Annotated in this window: 15 protein-coding genes; 3 read left to right on the forward strand and 12 right to left on the reverse strand. The window is 73.9% G+C overall.

Annotated elements, in window-relative coordinates:
- Nucleotides 1-2 precede the first annotated feature (2 nt).
- From Val02_RS24745 to Val02_RS24795, 11 genes are all read right to left on the reverse strand, one after another.
- Entirely contained in the window at nt 3-983 is a 981-nt protein-coding gene (locus Val02_RS24745; RefSeq protein ID WP_203901584.1) for an ABC transporter ATP-binding protein, read from the reverse strand.
- Nucleotides 980-2614: an NAD(P)-binding protein gene (locus tag Val02_RS24750; protein WP_203901585.1), complete on the reverse strand. Its 1635-nt coding sequence runs from the start codon at nt 2612-2614 to the stop codon at nt 980-982. Before Val02_RS24750 ends, Val02_RS24745 begins: the two co-directional genes overlap by 4 nt.
- Nucleotides 2607-3608 carry a thiamine pyrophosphate-dependent enzyme gene (locus Val02_RS24755; protein WP_203901586.1) on the reverse strand — a complete coding sequence of 334 codons (1002 nt, stop codon included), beginning with the start codon at nt 3606-3608 and terminating at the stop codon, nt 2607-2609. The genes Val02_RS24750 and Val02_RS24755 overlap by 8 nt, the downstream gene beginning before the upstream one ends.
- A gap of 10 nt (nt 3609-3618) precedes the next feature.
- Nucleotides 3619-4794: a hypothetical protein gene (locus Val02_RS24760; protein WP_203901587.1), complete on the reverse strand. Its 1176-nt coding sequence runs from the start codon at nt 4792-4794 to the stop codon at nt 3619-3621.
- On the reverse strand, nt 4787-5383 hold the full coding sequence (locus Val02_RS24765) for a 2-oxoacid:acceptor oxidoreductase family protein (RefSeq protein ID WP_203901588.1): 597 nt from the start codon (nt 5381-5383) through the stop codon (nt 4787-4789). The genes Val02_RS24760 and Val02_RS24765 overlap by 8 nt, the downstream gene beginning before the upstream one ends.
- A 17-nt stretch (nt 5384-5400) precedes the next feature.
- Entirely contained in the window at nt 5401-6786 is a 1386-nt protein-coding gene (locus Val02_RS24770; protein ID WP_203901589.1) for an NAD(P)(+) transhydrogenase (Re/Si-specific) subunit beta, read from the reverse strand.
- Complete coding sequence (locus Val02_RS24775; protein WP_203901590.1) at nt 6783-7100, reverse strand: NAD(P) transhydrogenase subunit alpha part 2; 318 nt, start codon at nt 7098-7100, stop codon at nt 6783-6785. Before Val02_RS24775 ends, Val02_RS24770 begins: the two co-directional genes overlap by 4 nt.
- Nucleotide 7101: 1 nt before the next feature.
- Complete coding sequence (locus Val02_RS24780; protein WP_203901591.1) at nt 7102-8211, reverse strand: NAD(P) transhydrogenase subunit alpha; 1110 nt, start codon at nt 8209-8211, stop codon at nt 7102-7104.
- Nucleotides 8212-8343: 132 nt separating this feature from the next.
- Nucleotides 8344-9924, reverse strand: a complete 1581-nt coding sequence (locus Val02_RS24785; protein ID WP_203901592.1) for an efflux permease Rv1217c-related protein — start codon at nt 9922-9924, stop codon at nt 8344-8346.
- Nucleotides 9921-10805, reverse strand: a complete 885-nt coding sequence (locus tag Val02_RS24790) for an ABC transporter ATP-binding protein (RefSeq protein ID WP_275415608.1) — start codon at nt 10803-10805, stop codon at nt 9921-9923. The genes Val02_RS24785 and Val02_RS24790 overlap by 4 nt, the downstream gene beginning before the upstream one ends.
- A gap of 2 nt (nt 10806-10807) precedes the next feature.
- Nucleotides 10808-11638, reverse strand: a complete 831-nt coding sequence (locus tag Val02_RS24795) for a MerR family transcriptional regulator (RefSeq protein ID WP_203901594.1) — start codon at nt 11636-11638, stop codon at nt 10808-10810.
- A gap of 244 nt (nt 11639-11882) precedes the next feature.
- On the opposite strand from Val02_RS24795, the gene Val02_RS24800 reads away from it, so the two are divergent.
- From Val02_RS24800 to Val02_RS24810, 3 genes are all read left to right on the forward strand, one after another.
- Nucleotides 11883-12494 (forward strand): CBS domain-containing protein, encoded by a 612-nt coding sequence (locus tag Val02_RS24800; protein ID WP_203901595.1) that lies wholly within the window; start codon nt 11883-11885, stop codon nt 12492-12494.
- A 175-nt stretch (nt 12495-12669) separates the two neighbouring features.
- The gene (locus tag Val02_RS24805; protein WP_203901596.1) at nt 12670-12933 is read left to right on the forward strand and encodes a hypothetical protein; all 264 of its coding nucleotides are present in this window, start codon (nt 12670-12672) and stop codon (nt 12931-12933) included.
- Nucleotides 12934-12945: 12 nt separating this feature from the next.
- Nucleotides 12946-13584 (forward strand): response regulator, encoded by a 639-nt coding sequence (locus Val02_RS24810; protein ID WP_203901597.1) that lies wholly within the window; start codon nt 12946-12948, stop codon nt 13582-13584.
- Nucleotides 13585-13588: 4 nt separating this feature from the next.
- On the opposite strand, the gene Val02_RS24815 is transcribed toward Val02_RS24810, so the two are convergent.
- Nucleotides 13589-16309 (reverse strand): bifunctional acetate--CoA ligase family protein/GNAT family N-acetyltransferase, encoded by a 2721-nt coding sequence (locus Val02_RS24815; protein ID WP_203901598.1) that lies wholly within the window; start codon nt 16307-16309, stop codon nt 13589-13591.
- Between the last annotated feature and the right edge of the window lie 18 nt (nt 16310-16327).

Below are 16327 nucleotides of genomic sequence, written 5' to 3' on the forward strand. Positions count from 1 at the left end.
GGTCAGTCCCGCAGGCTTCGGCCGGTCAGGTGCAGGAACACGGCCTCCAGGTCCGGTTCCTCCAGCGTGACCGAGCGGACGGTGGCGCCGGCGCCGGAGACCGCTGCCAGGATGGCGGGCAGGGCGGTCCGCGCGTCGGTGTCGAGCAGTTCGATCCCGTCCGCGCCGACGGCGATTCCGCGCACGGAGCCGAGCCGTTCCAGGGCCTCGCCGGCCGACGCGAGATCGCCGGTCGCCCCGAGGCGCACCCGGTCGCACTGGCCGACGAGGGCCGTCAGTTCCCGTTGCGTGCCCTGCGCGACGAGCCGGCCGGCGTCGATGATGCCGACCCGGTCGCAGAGCCGGTGCGCCTCCTCCATGTAATGCGTGGTGTAGAGGACGGCCACGCCGCGGCCGCTGAGCGCGGTGACGTCGTCGAGGATCGCGTTGCGGCTCTGCGGGTCGACGCCGACCGTCGGTTCGTCGAGGATCAGCAGGTCGGGCCGGTGCAGCAGGCCGGCGCCGATGTTCAGGCGGCGCTGCATGCCGCCGGAGTAGGTGCCGGCGCGGTCACCGGCACGCCCGGAGAGCCCCACGACCTCCAGCACCTCCTCGGCCCGGGCGCGGGCGGCCGCGGCGCGCAGTCCGTAGAGGCGGGCGAACAGGCGCAGGTTCTCCCGGCCGGTCAGGTCGGGGTACACCGCGATCTCCTGCGGGACGTAGCCGATGCGCGACTTGGCGGCGAGCGCCCGCAGCGTCATCGGCAGGCCGGCGACCCTGATGTCCCCGGCGTCCGGCGGCAGGATCCCGACGACCATGGAGATGACCGTGGTCTTGCCGGCGCCGTTCGGCCCGAGGAGGCCGTACGTCTCGCCCTTTCCGATGTCGAACGACACGCCGTCGACCGCGAGCCGCCCGTCGTAGCTCTTGCGCAGGCCACGGCAGGACAGGACGGCCCCGGTGCCGGTGCTGGTCGGTGGCGCCGCGAGCTGCCGCAGCGTCATGATTCCTCCTCCGGGACCATCTCGATGGCGCCGGCCGGGCACTCCGCCACGCAGATGCCGCAGCCCTTGCAGTAGTCCAGGTCGATCGCGTAACTGCCGGCGCGGTGCCCCTCGTCCAGCTTGCGCACGGCGTTGTCGGGGCAGACGCCGAAGCAGTTGTCGCAACCGAAGCAGTTGCCGCAGGACAGGCAGCGGCGCGCCTCGAACAGCGCGGTCGACTCGTCCAGCCCTCGGACCACCTCGTCGAAGGTGGACGCCCGCCGGGCAAGGTCGAGCCGCGGCCGCAGGGTCGCCGGGGCGTCGCTGTAGTACCAGGTGTTGAGTCGTTCGAACGTCGCCAGCGGCGGCCGCGCAGCCGGTGTCGGGGTGCCGCCGCCCAGCCAGGCGTCGATTTCGCGCGCCGCGCGCTTGCCGTGGCCGACGGCATCGGTGACGGTGCGCCGCGACGGCACCATGTCGCCGCCGGCGAACACGCCCGGACGGCCGGTCATCAGGTGCGCGTCGACCCGCACCGTGCCGTGGTCGACCTCGATGTCCGGCGCACTGTCCACAATGGAGCGATCTACCTCCTGGCCGAGCGCCAGCACCACGGCGTCGGCCGGCAGTTCCTCGAACTCGCCGGTGGGCTGCGGGAAGCCGTTGTCGTCCAGGCGCATCCGCTCGACGACCACCCGCCCCGATCCGGCGTACGCGATCGTCGACAGCCACCGCATGCGCACGCCCTCCTCGATCGCCTCGTCGGTCTCTTCGGGATGCGCCGGCATCTGCGCACGGGTGCGCCGGTAGACGACCAGCGGTTCGGTGGCGCCCAGCCGCTTGGCGCTGCGGGCCACGTCGAGCGCCGTGTTGCCGCCGCCGTAGACGACCACCCGGCGGCCGAGCAGCGGGCGTTCGCCCTCGGCGACGTCGTGCAGCACGCCGAGCGCGTCGAGGATGCGGGCCGACTCGCCGGCCGGGACGTAGGCCCGCTTGGACAGTTGGGCGCCGACGGCGAGGAACACCGCGTCGAACTCGGCGAGCGCGGCCACCGGATCGTCCACCCGCCGGTTCTGCTCGACGGTCACACCGAGGTCGACGATGCGCCCGATCTCCGCGTCGAGAACGTCGCGCGGCAGCCGGTACGCCGGGATGCCGTAGCGCATCATGCCGCCGGCCGCCTCGCCCGCGTCCCGAACGGTCACCGCGTGGCCGCGCACGGCCAGGTGGTACGCGGCGGACAGCCCGCACGGGCCGGCGCCGACCACCAGCACCCGCTTGCCGGTCGGTGCCGGCGGCGGGTCGAAGCGCCAGCCCCGTCGGATCGCCTCGTCGCCGACGAACCGCTCCACGGCGTTGATGCCGACCGCCTCGTCGAGCTGCCCGCGGTTGCAGGCGTCCTGGCACGGGTGGTAGCAGACCCGGCCCATGATCGCGGGGAACGGGTTGTCGCGCACGAGCTGTCGCCAGGCCCGTTCGTAGCCGCCGTCCTCCGCCTCGTACAGCCACGCCTGCACGTTCTCCCCGGCCGGGCAGGCGTCGTTGCACGGCGGCATCCGGTTGACGTACACCGGGCGTTCGGTGCGCCACGCGCCGGTCCGGTTGGCCAGGCTGGACCCGACGTCCAGCGTGATCGCGAACGGATGTTCAGTCATGGCCCGCCTCCAGGAGCCCGTAGCGTGCGATGTTGGCATCGGCGATGGCCTGGATCCGCCCGATGACGTCGGTGCGCAACTCCGGGCGGAACAGGTGCGCGAAGCGCCTCTGCGGCCGCAGGTACTCCGTGACCGGAACGGCTGCGCGGATCGGGGTCGCGGCCACCACGTCGCCGCGTTCGGCCTCGTACACCGGGAAGAGGCCGCACTGCGTGGCGAGCCGGGCCAGGCGCACCGTGTCGCGCGCGGCGCTGCCCCAGCCCAATGGACACGGCACCAGCACGTGCAGGTACCGCGCGCCCCGGAACGACATCGCCCGTTCCACCTTGTACTCCAGATCGCGCGGGTCGGCGACGGTGGCCGTGGCGACGTACGGGATGCCGTGCGCCATCGCGATCCGCGGCGCGTCCTTGCCCTGCCCGAACGCGTTGCCCGGCGCGGGCCCGACGGCGTCGGTCGTGGCGGTGCGCGCGGCCGGCGGGGTGGCGCCGGAGCGCTGCACGCCGGTGTTCATGTAGGCCTGGTTGTCGTAGCAGACGAACAGCACGTCGTCGTCGCGCTCGAACATGCCGGACAGGCAGCCGAAGCCGATGTCGACGGTGCCGCCGTCGCCACCCTGGCCGATCACCCGGATGTCCTCGCGCCCCTGAGCGCGCAGCGCGGCGGCGACCCCGGTGGCGACCGCGGGCGCGTTGCCGAACAGCGAGTGCAGCCAGGCGACCCGCCACGACGACTCGGGGAACGGGGTGGAGAAGACCTCCAGGCAGCCGGTGGCGTTGACGGTCACCAGCTTGCCGCCGGTGGCGCGCATCGCCGCGTCGAGCACGTAGCGGGCGCCGAGCGCCTCGCCGCAGCCCTGACAGGCACGGTGGCCGGTGGTGATGGCGTTCGTGCGGGCCGGGTCGGACTGCACGGCGCGCGAGCGCGGGTCGAGCAGCCGGTTGCCGACCGCGTAGCTGCCGGTCTGGTAGAACTTCACGCGATTGACGGGCATGACCGCCCCCTCAGCCGTGGCCCGCCGCGCCGGCGAGCAGATCCGTGTCGAGGTCCAGGAAGGTCACCGGGTCGAGCGCGTCACGCGCCGCCGCACGGAGCATCGCGTCGAGCGAGGCGCGGGTGACCGGCCGCCCGCCGAGTCCCGCGACCACGTCGTAGCGCGGCGTTCGCGTGCCGCGCAGCGCGGTGTCGACGTCGGCCGCCACCACGCCGCCGACCCCGGGGGCGAGCGCCCGGTCCAGCACCACCACCCGCCGCGCGCCACGCAGCGCCGCGCACAACGCGGCCCCGGGGAACGGGCGGTACGCGGTCAACCCGAGCACGCCGACCGACACGCCGTCGGCGCACAGGCCGTCGACGGTGTCCTTGAGCGTGCCGAGGATCGAGCCGAGCGCCACGACAACCGTCTCGGCGTCCGCCTGATACGGCGCGAGCAGCGACATGCCGGGCCGGCCGAACCCACGGGCGAACTCCTCCCCCAGCGCCGGGATGCGGCTCAGGGCATCCAGGTGCGTGCGGTGCGCCAGGTACCGCACCTCGGTGAACGCCTCCGGCCCCACCATCGCCCCGATGGTCACCGGCGCGTCCGGATCCAGCCGCTGCCGCGGCACGAACGCCGGCAGGTAGCCGCCGACCTGTTCGACGGTGGGCACCTCGACCGGTTCGCACGCGTGGGTCAGCACGAAGCCGTCCATGCACACCATCACCGGCAGCGACATCTCCTCGGCCAGCCGGAACGCCTGCACGTGCAGGTCGGTGGCGGCCTGATTGGACTCGGCGTAGAGCTGGATCCAGCCGCTGTCGCGTTGGCTCATCGCGTCGCTGTGGTCGTTCCAGATGTTGATCGGTGCGCCGAGCGCCCGGTTGGCCACCGTCATCACGATCGGCAGGCCCAGGCCGGCCGCGTTGAACAGCGCCTCGGCCATGAACAGCAGCCCCTGGCTGGCGGTGGCGGTATAGGCGCGCGCACCCGTGGCCGACGCGCCGATCGCAACCGACATGGCGGCGAACTCCGACTCGACGTTCACGAACTCGCAGCCGGGCAGCACTCCGGTGCGCACCAGCGTGCTCAGCGACTCCACGATGTGCGTCTGCGGCGAGATCGGATAGGCGCACACGACGCGAGGCCGGCACGCGGCGACGGCCCGGGCGACGGCCTTCGAGCCCTCGATCTGTTCAGTCATCGGAGCGCTCCCTCCCCGCACCGGCCGGCAGTGCCTGCCGCACCAGGTCGAACGCCGCGTGCGCCGCGGCGACGTTGCCCTCGGCCACCTTCCCCGGGAACCGTTCCCGGATGGCGGCGGCCATCGCCTCGAACGGCACCAACCCGGTCAGCGCGGCCAGCGCGCCGAGCAGCGCCACGTTCGGCACGGGACGGCCGATGTGCGAAAGCGCCAGCGCGGTCGCCGGAAGCACCACCAGGTGTTCCCGGTCGAGTGCCGCGACGGCGGGTGGCAGCGGCAACCGTTCCCGCGCAACCGCCGCGTTTACCACCACCGACCCGTCCGGCGCCAACCCGGTGAAGACCCCGGGGGCCCGCAGCAGCGTCGGGTCCTGCACGACGAGCGCGTCCGGGGTGAGCACCGGCTCGCGCAGCCGGATCGGCCGGTCGTCGACGCGGCAGAACGCCATGACGGGCGCGCCGGTGCGCTCCGAGCCGAAGCTGGGGAAGGCCTGCGCGTACCGGCCGCCGGCGTGCGCCGCCACGGACAGCAGTTCCGCCGCCGTGACCACCCCCTGGCCGCCGCGGCCGTGGATCCGCACCGAGTACATGGCGCCGCTCCTTTCGCTCAGCCCACGAGCACCTTCACGGCCGCGGTCAACCGGCCGAGGCCGGCCCTGGCGTCGGCGAAGAGCATCGCGGTCCGCGGATCGGTGAACAGTTCGTTGTCGATGCCGGCGTAGCCGGAGCCCATCGAACGCTTGATGACGATGACGTGCGCCGCCCTGTCGACGTCGAGGATCGGCATGCCCGAGACCGGGTTGCCGGGCCGGCGGGCGGCCGGGTTGACGACGTCGTTGGCGCCGACGACCAGCGCCACGTCGGCGCGGGGCAGTTCGGCGTTGGCCTGGTCGAGGTCGCGCATCTGTTCGTAGGGCACGTTCGCCTCGGCGAGCAGCACGTTCATGTGGCCGGGCATCCGGCCGGCGACCGGGTGGATCGCGTAGCCCACCTCGATGCCGCGGCCGGCGAGCAGGTCGGCAAGTTCGCGTGCGGCGTGCTGCGCCTGCGCCGCGGCGAGGCCGTAGCCGGGCACGATCATCACCTTGCGGGCGTAGGCGAGCAGGATCGCCGCGTCGTCGGCCTCGATCGCGCGCACGGCCGCCGCGCCGGTGACCTGCGGCGTCGTGCCGTCGCCGGTGCCGTAGCCGCCGAGCACGATGTCGGGGATCGAACGGTTCATCGCGTCGGCCATGAGTTTGGTGAGGATGCCGCCGGATGCACCCACCAGCGCGCCGGCGACCACCAGCACGGTGTTGTCGAGGACGAACCCGACCAGCGCGACGGCCGTGCCGGTGCAGGCGTTGAGCAGCGACACCACCACCGGCATGTCGGCGCCACCGATCGGCAGCACGCCGAGTACCCCGATCGCGAGGGCCAGCCCGGCGAGCGCCAGCAGCACCCAGGCGGTGTACCGGTCCGCCGCGACCGCCCCGCCGACACCCAGCCCGGCGGCCGCCAGCAGGAACACCGGCACGGAACCGCCGGGCAGCCGGATCGGCCGGCCCGGCACCACCCCGTGCAGCTTCCCGGCCGCGATCAACGAGCCGCTGAACGTGACGCCGCCGATGAGGACGTCGAGCACCGCCGGCACCCGCACGGCGACGCCGGGCGAGTCGAGCAGGTCGTGCGCGCCGACCAGAACGGCCGCGCCGCCGCCGACCGCGTTGAAGAGGCTCACCAGTTGCGGCATCGCCGTCGTCGGGGTGCGCCGTCCACTGTGGACACCCGCGACGGAACCGGCCAGCACGCCGATCGCGAGCGTCAGCCAGCCCGCCCCGCTCGGGCCGCCGTCGCGCACCACGAGAACGAGCGTCGCGGCCACGGCGACCGCCATGCCGGCCGCCGAGACGCGGTTGCCGAACCGGGCCGTCGGCGGCGAGTTCATCAGGTGCAGGCCGGTCACGAAGCACACGGCGGCGGCGAGGTAGGCGAGTTGCACGACGGCGTTCATCTCGGGGCCTCCTCGCGACGCGGCGCGCGGTCGCCGGCCGGCCGGAACATCTCCAGCATCCGGTCGGTGACGACGTAGCCGCCGGTGACGTTCATGGCGGCGAAGAAGCCGGCGACGCCGACGAGCGCGTAGCCGAGCGGGTCGTCGGCGGTGACCGCCATCGCGATCGCGCCGGCGAGCACCACGCCGTGGATCGCGTTCGTGGCGGACATCAGCGGCGTGTGCAGGGTGGCCGGCACCTTGCCGATCACCTCGAACCCGAGCAGCACGCCCAGGACGAAGATGACCACCGTGCCCGTCGTCAGGTCGTCCATGTCATCGCCTCGCTCCCGTGGTCGTCGGTGTGACGAGCAGGCCGGCGCAGATCTCGTCCGCCGGGTCCAGCGTCAGTTCGCCGTCGCGGACCACGTGCCGCAGCAGCGCCGTGAGGTTGCGGGAGAAGGCCTCGGACGCGGCGACCGGCATCCGGGCCGCCAGCTCCGGGGCACCGATGATCGTGACCCCGTGCGGCGTCACGATCGTCGCGTCGGGCACGCTGCCCGCGACGTTCCCGCCGTCGGGTCCGGCGGCCAGGTCGACGAACACCGCGCCCGGCGCCATACCGTCGATCGCACCGGCCGGGACCAGCAGCGGCGCGCGCCGTCCCGGCACCCGCGCGGTCGCGATGACCACGTCGTACCGGGCGACGTGCGCCGCCAGCGCGTCCTGCTGCCGCCGTGTCTCGTCGGTGCTGAGCGCCCGCGCGTAGCCACCGGCCCCGCCGCCGTCGAGGGGCGCGTCGAGGTCGAGGTACGCCGCGCCGACCGAGGTCACCTCGTCCCGAGTCTCGGGCCTGATGTCGAACGCCGTCACGACCGCACCGAGCCGCCGTGCCGTGCCGATCGCCTGCAACCCGGCGACGCCGGCGCCCAGCACCAGGACCCGGGCCGGGCGGGTGGTGCCCGCGGCCGTCATGAGCATCGGGAAGAACCCGCCGAACGCGTCGGCGGCGACCAGAACGGCCTTGTAGCCGGCGACGTTCGCCTGCGAGGTGAGCGCGTCCATCTCCTGCGCCCGACTCAGCCGGCGGGGCAGCCCGCACAGGTCCACCAGCGTCACGCCGGGCGGGACCGGCAGTGGCGGATCACCGGTGGCCGCGAGCAGACCCACGAGTGTCTGTCCGGGGCGCAGGGCGTCGATTACGTCGGAGTCCGGCCGCACGACGGTGAGCACCACGTCCGCGTCTATCAGCGCCTCGGCGCGCGACACGACCTCGGCGCCCGCATGGCGGTAGGCGTCGTCGGTCCACCACGCGCCCGTCCCGGCGCCGCTTTCGACGATCACGTCGATGCCGAACGAGGACAGCCGTGGGACCGCGTCCGGGGCGAGAGCCACCCGGCGTTCGGCCGGTCCCCGATGTTTGACGACGGCGACGATCGTTGCCACGTTTCCTCCCCGTGCTCGTGCGTGGGCGGCGATTCCCCCCAAGCACATCGGGAGGACACGGGGGTCAACAGGGGCGGAGGTCCCACCCGCACGGCCGACCGGCCCGGTGGCCGCCGGCCGTGAGCGGATACGTCAGCCGGTGGTGACGTCGCGGCGGGTCACGGCGACCAGGCCCGCCAGCGTGGTCCCGGCCGCGACGGCCAGGAGCACCGCCTGACCGCCGAGGTGCGGGTGGTCACCGAGCAGGTCCGGCACATGGTGGAACGTGCCGAGGTCGCGCACCCGCTCGGGCACCCCGAGCAGTTGCCCGAGCAGCGCCAGCCCGGCGCTCAACACCAGCGGGACCCAGGCCAGCCAGGTGAACCGGGGCCGCCAGCCGGCCAGCAACGCCGTCCAGCCCGCGGCGACCAGCACCGCCGGCCACTGCCCGACGACGTAACCGAACGCCCGCGCGGCAACGTCGGCGCCGTCGATCACCCTCGCCGCGACGAAGCCGCTGAGCAGGCCGGCGACGAGGAGCACGGCGGCGGCGCCGGCCGCGGTCACCACGACCCGCGCGGCCAGCGGCGCCCAGCGGCGCACCCCCGTCGCCAGCACGTGGTCGGTACGCCCGCTCAGCTCCTCCGCAGCGGTGCGGGCCACCGACAGGACGGCGAACGCCGACACGAGCACGCCGAGCACCGTTGCGGTGTAGGCGAAGTAGCCGGCGACCGGATCGGCGCCCAGCTGCGCGCCGAGGAACCCGCCGACATCGCCGCCGCGGCTCTGCTCCAGCACCCCCGAACCCATCGCGGAGAAGAGCGTCCCGACCGCGGCGACGGCGAGCGTCCAGGCCACGATCCCGCCACGGGCCAGCCGGCCGGCCAGCCCGACGGTAGAACGGATCCGCAGGTGCGCCGCCCGGCGATCACGCTGCCGCAGCAGCCCGCCGCGGAAATCCCGCCGGCCGTGCAGGAACACCGCCGCGCCCGCGACGGCGAACGCCACGGCCAGGTATGCGCCGAGCATGCCCCACCGGTCCCCGTCGAACGGGCGCGCCACGGCCCGCAGCCCCAGCGGGCTGAACCGGTTGAGCCCGTCGACGTGCCGCACGTCGGCCACCGCGCGCACCGCGAACGCGATCCCCACGGCGCCGAGGCCGAGCAGTCGCGCCGCCCCGGCCGCCGGCACCACCTGGGCGAGCAGCACCGCGAGTACCGCCACCACGAGGAACGTCAGCCCGACCGTCGCGCCGAACGTCACCGCACCGGCGGCGGTCACCCCGTCGACCCGTCCGGCGTGCATCCCGACGACGGCGGCACAGCCGGCACCGCACGCCGTCGCGAACATCGCCAGCACCGCCAGTGCGGCGTACAGCGGCGCCCGGGCGCTGACGCCGTTCGACCGGATCACCTCGACCGTGCCGTCGTCCTCGGCGGCACGGGTCAGCGCGACGGCGAGCAGCACGGCCGCCACCGCCGCGAGAACGGTGACGATGGCGCCGACCTCCCACGCGAACAGCTCGGCCGACGTGCCGCCGCCGCCGAGCCGCCCGTACAACAGCGTGCCGGCGACGTTGCGGCGGGCCAGATCGGCGGCGACCAGGCGCTGCGCGGCCGTCGGGTACGTCGCCCGGTAGGACGGGACCGTGACGCCCGACAGCGCCACCAGCAGCACCCACCACGACCCGAGCGCCACCCGGTGCCGGCGCAGCGTCAACGCGATCAGGGTCATGCCGGCACCACCGAGTAGTGCCGCATGAACAGCTGCTCCAGGGTCGCCGGCGTGCAGGTGATGTCCGCGGCGTCGACGGTGGCCAGGATCCCGAGCACCGCCGGGACCCGCTCGCGCCGCACGCTGAACCGCAGCGTGCCGCCGTCGCTCGGCGGCGGAGCGACACCGACCGCGGCGAGCCGTTCGGCCACGGCCGGCACGAGGTCGGCGGGCACCCGGGCGGTGACCTCCGAGGCCGACAGGTGCCGCAGGTAGGTGAGGCCGCCGGACTCCACGAGGCGGCCGTCCTTGATGATCGTCACCGAGTGGCACAGCTTCTCCGCCTCGGCCAGCAGGTGACTGGAGAGCAGCACGGTCCGCCCCGCGTCGGCCGCCGCGCGCACGTGCCGTTGGAACACGTCCTCCATCAGCGGGTCGAGCCCGGAGGTCGGCTCGTCCAGCACGAGCAGCTCGGTGGGCGCGGCGAACGCGGCGACGAGCAGCACCTTCTGCCGGTTCCCCTTGGAGTAGGTGCGCACGGCCTTGCGCACGTCGAGCGCGAAGTCGTCCACGAGGCCGCGTTCGGCCGCGGGGTCGCGCCGGCCGCGCAGACCGGCCAGCGCGTCGAGAACCTCCCGGCCGGTGAGGTTCGGCCAGAGGTTCACCTCGCCGGGAACGTAGGAGACCCGCCGGGTCACCGCCGCCGCGCCGGTGCCCGGGTCGAGGCCGAGCACGCGCACCCGGCCGGCCGTGGCGCGGTACAGCCCCAGCAGGACCCGCAGCGTCGTGGACTTGCCCGCGCCGTTCGGGCCGAGGAAGCCGTGGATCTCGCCGACGCGCACGTTCAGGTCGAGCCCGTCGACCGCGCGGAAGCGGCCGAATCGTTTCACCAGCCCGGTCACCGCTACAGCGTGTTCTGCGGGCACGGTGCCGCCTCCTCCTCGATCAGTGCCAGCACGGCATCCCCGACGGCGCGCGCCACCCGCCGCGACGCGGGGTCGCCGGTGAGGCTCACGTAGAGGTCGGCGGCTCGCCGGGCGATGTCGGGACGCACGCTTCGCGCCACCTGCTTCAGGTCGGCACCGAGCTGCCGGCGCAGGCGCGCCACGACGGCTTCCGCCATTCGCGCGATCTCCGCGTCGGTCGGGGTGGCGCCGTCCCGTTCGGCGATCTCGCCGAAGAGTGCGAGGCTCTCGGAACGGGCCGTCTCGGTGAACCCGCGGTAGACGAGTTCCGCTTCCGGTGGCATGTCGCCGCGGTAGTACGCCAGTTCCATGAAATCGCGCTCCCGGCGGACGGACCGGCGCACCCGGTCGTCAGTGGCCCGGCGGGCCAGGTCGTCGTAGAACGCGGCCACGGCACCGGGCACCGGCGACAGGTCCCCGCCCCGCTCGACCGCGGCGACCAGCCGCTCGACCTGCTCCCGTTGCGCGCGCAGCTGCTCGATCTGATCGTCGAGCGCGCCGAGCGTGGCGCGCAGGTCCACGAGGATCGCGTCCTGGCCGGCGGCGTCGTCGCGCACGTGCTCCGGCGTGGACAGCACCGCACCGATGCGTGAGAGTGGCAGCCCGGCCCGGGCCAGCCAGCGGATCCGGGCCAGGCGCGCGACGTGCGAGAGGTCGTAGTCGCGGCAACCGTCGCGGATCGGCGGCACCGGTAGCAGGCCGATCTGGTGGTAATACCGGATCGTGCGCACGGTGGTGCCGGCCAGCTCGGCGAGATTCTTGATCCGCACACCGTCGAGTCTCCGGTGTGACGTTACGTCGCAGTCAAGCCGTTCGGGCCGACTCCCAAATGTGTCGGGTGGCTCACCATCTGCACACCACCTTGCATCACCCGACCGGCGAGACGAATGTCTTTGCCACCGACCCCTTCATCCGAGCGCGCGCAGCCCGCCTGCAGACAACTCGGCCGGCGTTGCTGCGCCGAGGACGTGACGGTCGGCCCCGGACGCGACAACCGAACGGCCGGAGGAACGAATGCTGGTACGCGACCTGATGAGCCATGCCCCGTACGTCGTACGTCAGGACCAACTGATCGAACTGGTCGCAGCTCGGATGAACGGGCTCGGACTGTCGGACGCTCCCGTGCTCGACGGCCGTGGCGCCGTCGTCGGGATGTTGAGCGCCGAGGACCTGCTGCGCCAGTGGCTGCCGAGCGCGGAGTTCCCCGGCCGGTGGGACGAGCCCGAGACGCCGGGCGAGCCCTTGCCCTGTTTCGTCGGCGACATCATGCGTCGCGGGGGGCCCGCGGCCCGCAGCGCCGACGACGCGGCCGACGTCGCCAGGATCATGGTCGAGTCGGACCTGCGCTGCGTCCCGGTCGTGGACAACGGCGTGCTACGCGGCACCGTCAGCCGCCGGGACCTGATGCGCACGGTGCTGCGCACCGACGAGACCGTCCGCGATGAGATCCAGCACCGGCTCGACTCGTACGCGAGCGGCGTCCGGCGCTGGCACGTCACGGTGAACGACGGCGTGGCAACGGTCGCCGGTCCGCCGGACGACGAGGAGGACGACCGCCTGATCACGATCATCGTCGAGTGCGTGCCCGGGGTACGCCGCGCCAGGATGGTCGCACGGACCCACTAGTGCGGACTGTTCGTCTCTCGGCCGTCTGCGACCGCACACGGGGTCATCTCGGGACCTTCGGCCCGACCGGCTGTCGCCGTTGGCCCCTCAACGTACGGAGGATCCGCCCTTCCTCGACGGCGGTCGATGGCACAGGCTCGACACGACAACCGGTGACGACGAGGAGGCGAGAGCAATGACCACTCTGATCCTGATCGTGGCGACGATTCTGATCGCGACGGCCGTCACGGCCGGCGTCCTGCTCAGCCGTCGCCTGAGGGGCGCCGGTCCGGCCGGCGGATGGACGGCCGGGCGAAGGTGTCGACGGGAGGCCGCGCTGGCCGCACGGTTGGGAACACACGACATCGACCGGGCCGCGTATCGCGACGCGATGTCGGCGCTGGCCGCCCTGGACGAGCAACGCTTCCCGCTGGCGATTCCGAAGCAGCCTCAGGACTGATACAACCGACGTGTGATCCGGGTTTACCTGCTCGACGACCACGAGGTGGTCCGGCACGGCCTTCGCGAGCTGCTCACCCGCGACGGCGACATCGAGGTGGTCGGCGAGTCGGGTTCCGTGGCCGAGGCGACCGCGCGCATCCCGGCACTGCGCCCCGACGTCGCCGTCCTCGACGGGCGGCTGCCCGACGGCAGCGGCATCGACGTGTGCCGCGACATCCGCTCCGTCGACCCGACCATCAAGGCGCTCATCCTCACCTCCTACGAGGACGACGAGGCGCTCTTCGCCGCCATCATGGCCGGCGCCGCCGGCTACGTGCTCAAGCAGATCCGCGGGGCCGACCTCATCGACGCAGTGCGCCGGGTCGCCGCCGGCCAGTCGCTGCTCGACCCGGCCGTCACCGCCCGGGTGCTGGAACGCATCCGCAACGGCGCGCAGGAGCACGACGAGCTGAAGGCGTTGACCGACCAGGAGCGGCGCATCCTCGAACTGATCGCCGAGGGGCTGACCAACCGGGAGATCGGCGAACGGATGTTCCTCGCGGAGAAGACCGTGAAGAACTACGTCTCCAGCCTGCTCGCCAAGCTGGGTCTGGAACGGCGCACCCAGGCCGCGGTGCTCGCCACCAAGCTGCTGGGCGAGCACCGCTGACCGGTCATTCGCACCTGGGTTCCGACAGAGCCCGCAGGTAGGGGTCGTGCTCGCCGTGGGCGGCCGCCAGGCGCAGCTTGACGTCGACCGCGAGCACCCCGCCGGGGCCGGCGAGCACCGGGTTCAGGTCCAGTTCGGCGACCTCGGGCAGCTCCTCGGCCAGCCGCCCGATCCGGCACAGCACCTCCTCCAGGGCCGCCGTGTCGACCGGTGGCGCACCCCGGTAGCCGGTCAGCAGGGCCGCGCCGCGAAGCGTCCGCCACATCGCGGCCGCGTCGACGTCGGTCACCGGCAGCAGCCGGAACGTGCGATCGGCCAGCAGGTCGGTGTGCACGCCGCCGAGCCCGAGCATCACCAGCGAGCCGAACAGCGGGTCGTGCACGATGCCGACGACGAGTTCGGTGCCGGCCGGCGCCATCCGTTGCAGCACCACCGGCGGCTCGGGCACGCCGAGCGCCGCGGCCACGGCGTCGTACGCCTCCCGCACCGCGTGGGCGTCGCGCAGGTCGAGCCGCACACCGCCGACGTCGCTCTTGTGCACCAGTTCCGGCGCGGCGGCCTTGAGCACGGCAGGGTAGCCGATCTCCTCGGCGACGGCGACGGCCGACGCGCTGTCGCGGGCGAGCCGGGTCGTCACGACCGGCACCCCGTAGCAGGACAGCAGGTCCCGGGCCACGTCTGCCGCCTGCCAGCCGCCGCCGGCCGCCAGGGCGGAGGCCACGATCCGGCGGGCCCGCTGACTGTCCACATCGGACAGTTCCGGGCGGCGGCCGACCGGTGCGCGGCGCCAGGCGGCGTAGCGCGCGGCATGGCCGAGTGCGCGCAGCGCGTGTTCCGGCATCGCGAACACCGGCGCGCGGCGCGTGCCGACGGTCGCCGGCGCCTCGTCCAGCCCGACGACGGTCAGCGCGATCGGCACCTGCGGCGCCGCGTCGACGGCGTCCCCGACGGCGGAGAGCATCGCGCGCACGTCGTTGGTGCGGGTCGCCACGACGGCCACGACGAGCGCGTCGACCTCGCCGCTCGCCGCGATCGCGGACACCGACGCCGCGAGAGTCGCGGGCGTCGCCTCGGCGCCGAGGTCGACCGGGTTCGACCACCCGGCCGCGCCGGGTGCCGTTTCGCGCAACGCGTCGCGCAGCGGCGCCGACAGTTCGGGGACCGCGAGTGCGGCCGCCTCGGCGGCGTCGGCGGCGAGCACGTTCAGCCCGCCGGCGTTGCCGATGATCCCGACCCGGCTCCCGGCCGGCAGCGGCTGGTCGGTCAGCATCCGGGCCGCGTCGAGCAGTTCGCCGAGGGTGTCCGTGCGCACGACGCCGGCCTGGGCGAACAGCGCGTCGACGGCCACGTCGGGGGCGGCCGCGGCGGCGGTGTGCGATGCGCCGGCCCGCCGGCCACCGCCGGAGCGGCCGCTCTTGACGGCCAGGACCGGCTTGCGGCGGGCGATCGCACGGGCCGTCCAGGCGAAGCGGCGCGGGTTCCCGAACGACTCCAGGTACAGCGCCACCGACCGGGTGGCCGGGTCGTCGCACCAGTACGCGAGCAGGTCGTTGCCGCTGACGTCGGCCTTGTTGCCGAGCGAGACGAAGCTCGACACCCCGATCCCGCCACGGGCCGCCGCGTCGAGGATGGCGATGCCGACCGCGCCGGACTGCGAGGCGACGGCCAGCCCGCCGGCGACCGGGACCGACGGCGCGAACGCGGCACTCAGCCGCACGGCCGGATCGGTGTTGATCACACCCAGGCAGTTCGGTCCGACGAGGCGCAGCCCGTGCGCCCGCGCGGTGCGCACGATGTCGGCCTGCGCTCGTGCGCCGTCGGTGCCGCTCTCGGCCAGTCCCGAGGAGAGGATCACGGCGGCCCGTACACCGGCGGCGGCGCACTCGGTGATGACCTCGCGCACCGCGCCGGCCGGTACGGCGACGACGGCGAGGTCGACCGGTTCGCCGATCCCGGCCACCGACGCGACCGCCGGGATGCCGGCGATCTCGGTGGCCGCCGGGTTCACCGGGTACACGCGCCCGGTGTAGCCGCCGGCGACCAGTGCGCGGGTCACCTCGTGGCCGACGCTGCCGGGACGCCGGCCGGCGCCGACGACGGCCACGGCCGCCGGCGCGAACAGCGGCAGCAGCGAGCGGTGTTCCGCGGTGCGGTCCCGCGCGGCCACCGCGTCCAGGGCCGCCGCGTCCGGCGTCGTGGGCAGGCGCACCCGGGTCGTGCCGTAGTCCCGGTCGAACGTGCGGGGCACGCCCGGCGCCAGATCGCCGCTGACCCGCAGCATCGCGGCATTGGTGGGCAGAACCTCGCCGATCAGTGCGGTGAGCCCGGTGCGCCGGGCGTGCGCCAGGAGTTCCTCGATCAACAGCGTGCCGATCCCGTCGCCCTGGCGGGCGTCGTCGACGAGCGCCGCGAACTCGGCCTCGGTGGGGCTCACCCGCTCGTAGGACGCCACCGCCACGACGGCGTCGGTGTCCTCGGCCAGCAGGGCCAGATGGTCACCGTCCGGCGGGCGGACCAGCCGCGTGATCTCCCCGTCGAACGCGGCGCCGCCGCTGAAGAAGCGCAGGAAGCGGCTGCGTTCGGAGACCCGTTCGTGCAGTGCCCGCAGCGCCGTTTCGTCCGCGGGAGTGACCGGTCGCAGCCGCACGACCCGCCCGGTGGCGGTCAACGCGTCGCAGGGGGCCGGCGGTGGAACCAGGGCAACGAGGTCGGTGGGCGCACTCATGACCTCATGTTCGTGACC

The sequence above is a fragment of the Virgisporangium aliadipatigenens genome (genome assembly GCF_016863615.1).
Classification (GTDB): Bacteria; Actinomycetota; Actinomycetes; order Mycobacteriales; family Micromonosporaceae; genus Virgisporangium; species Virgisporangium aliadipatigenens.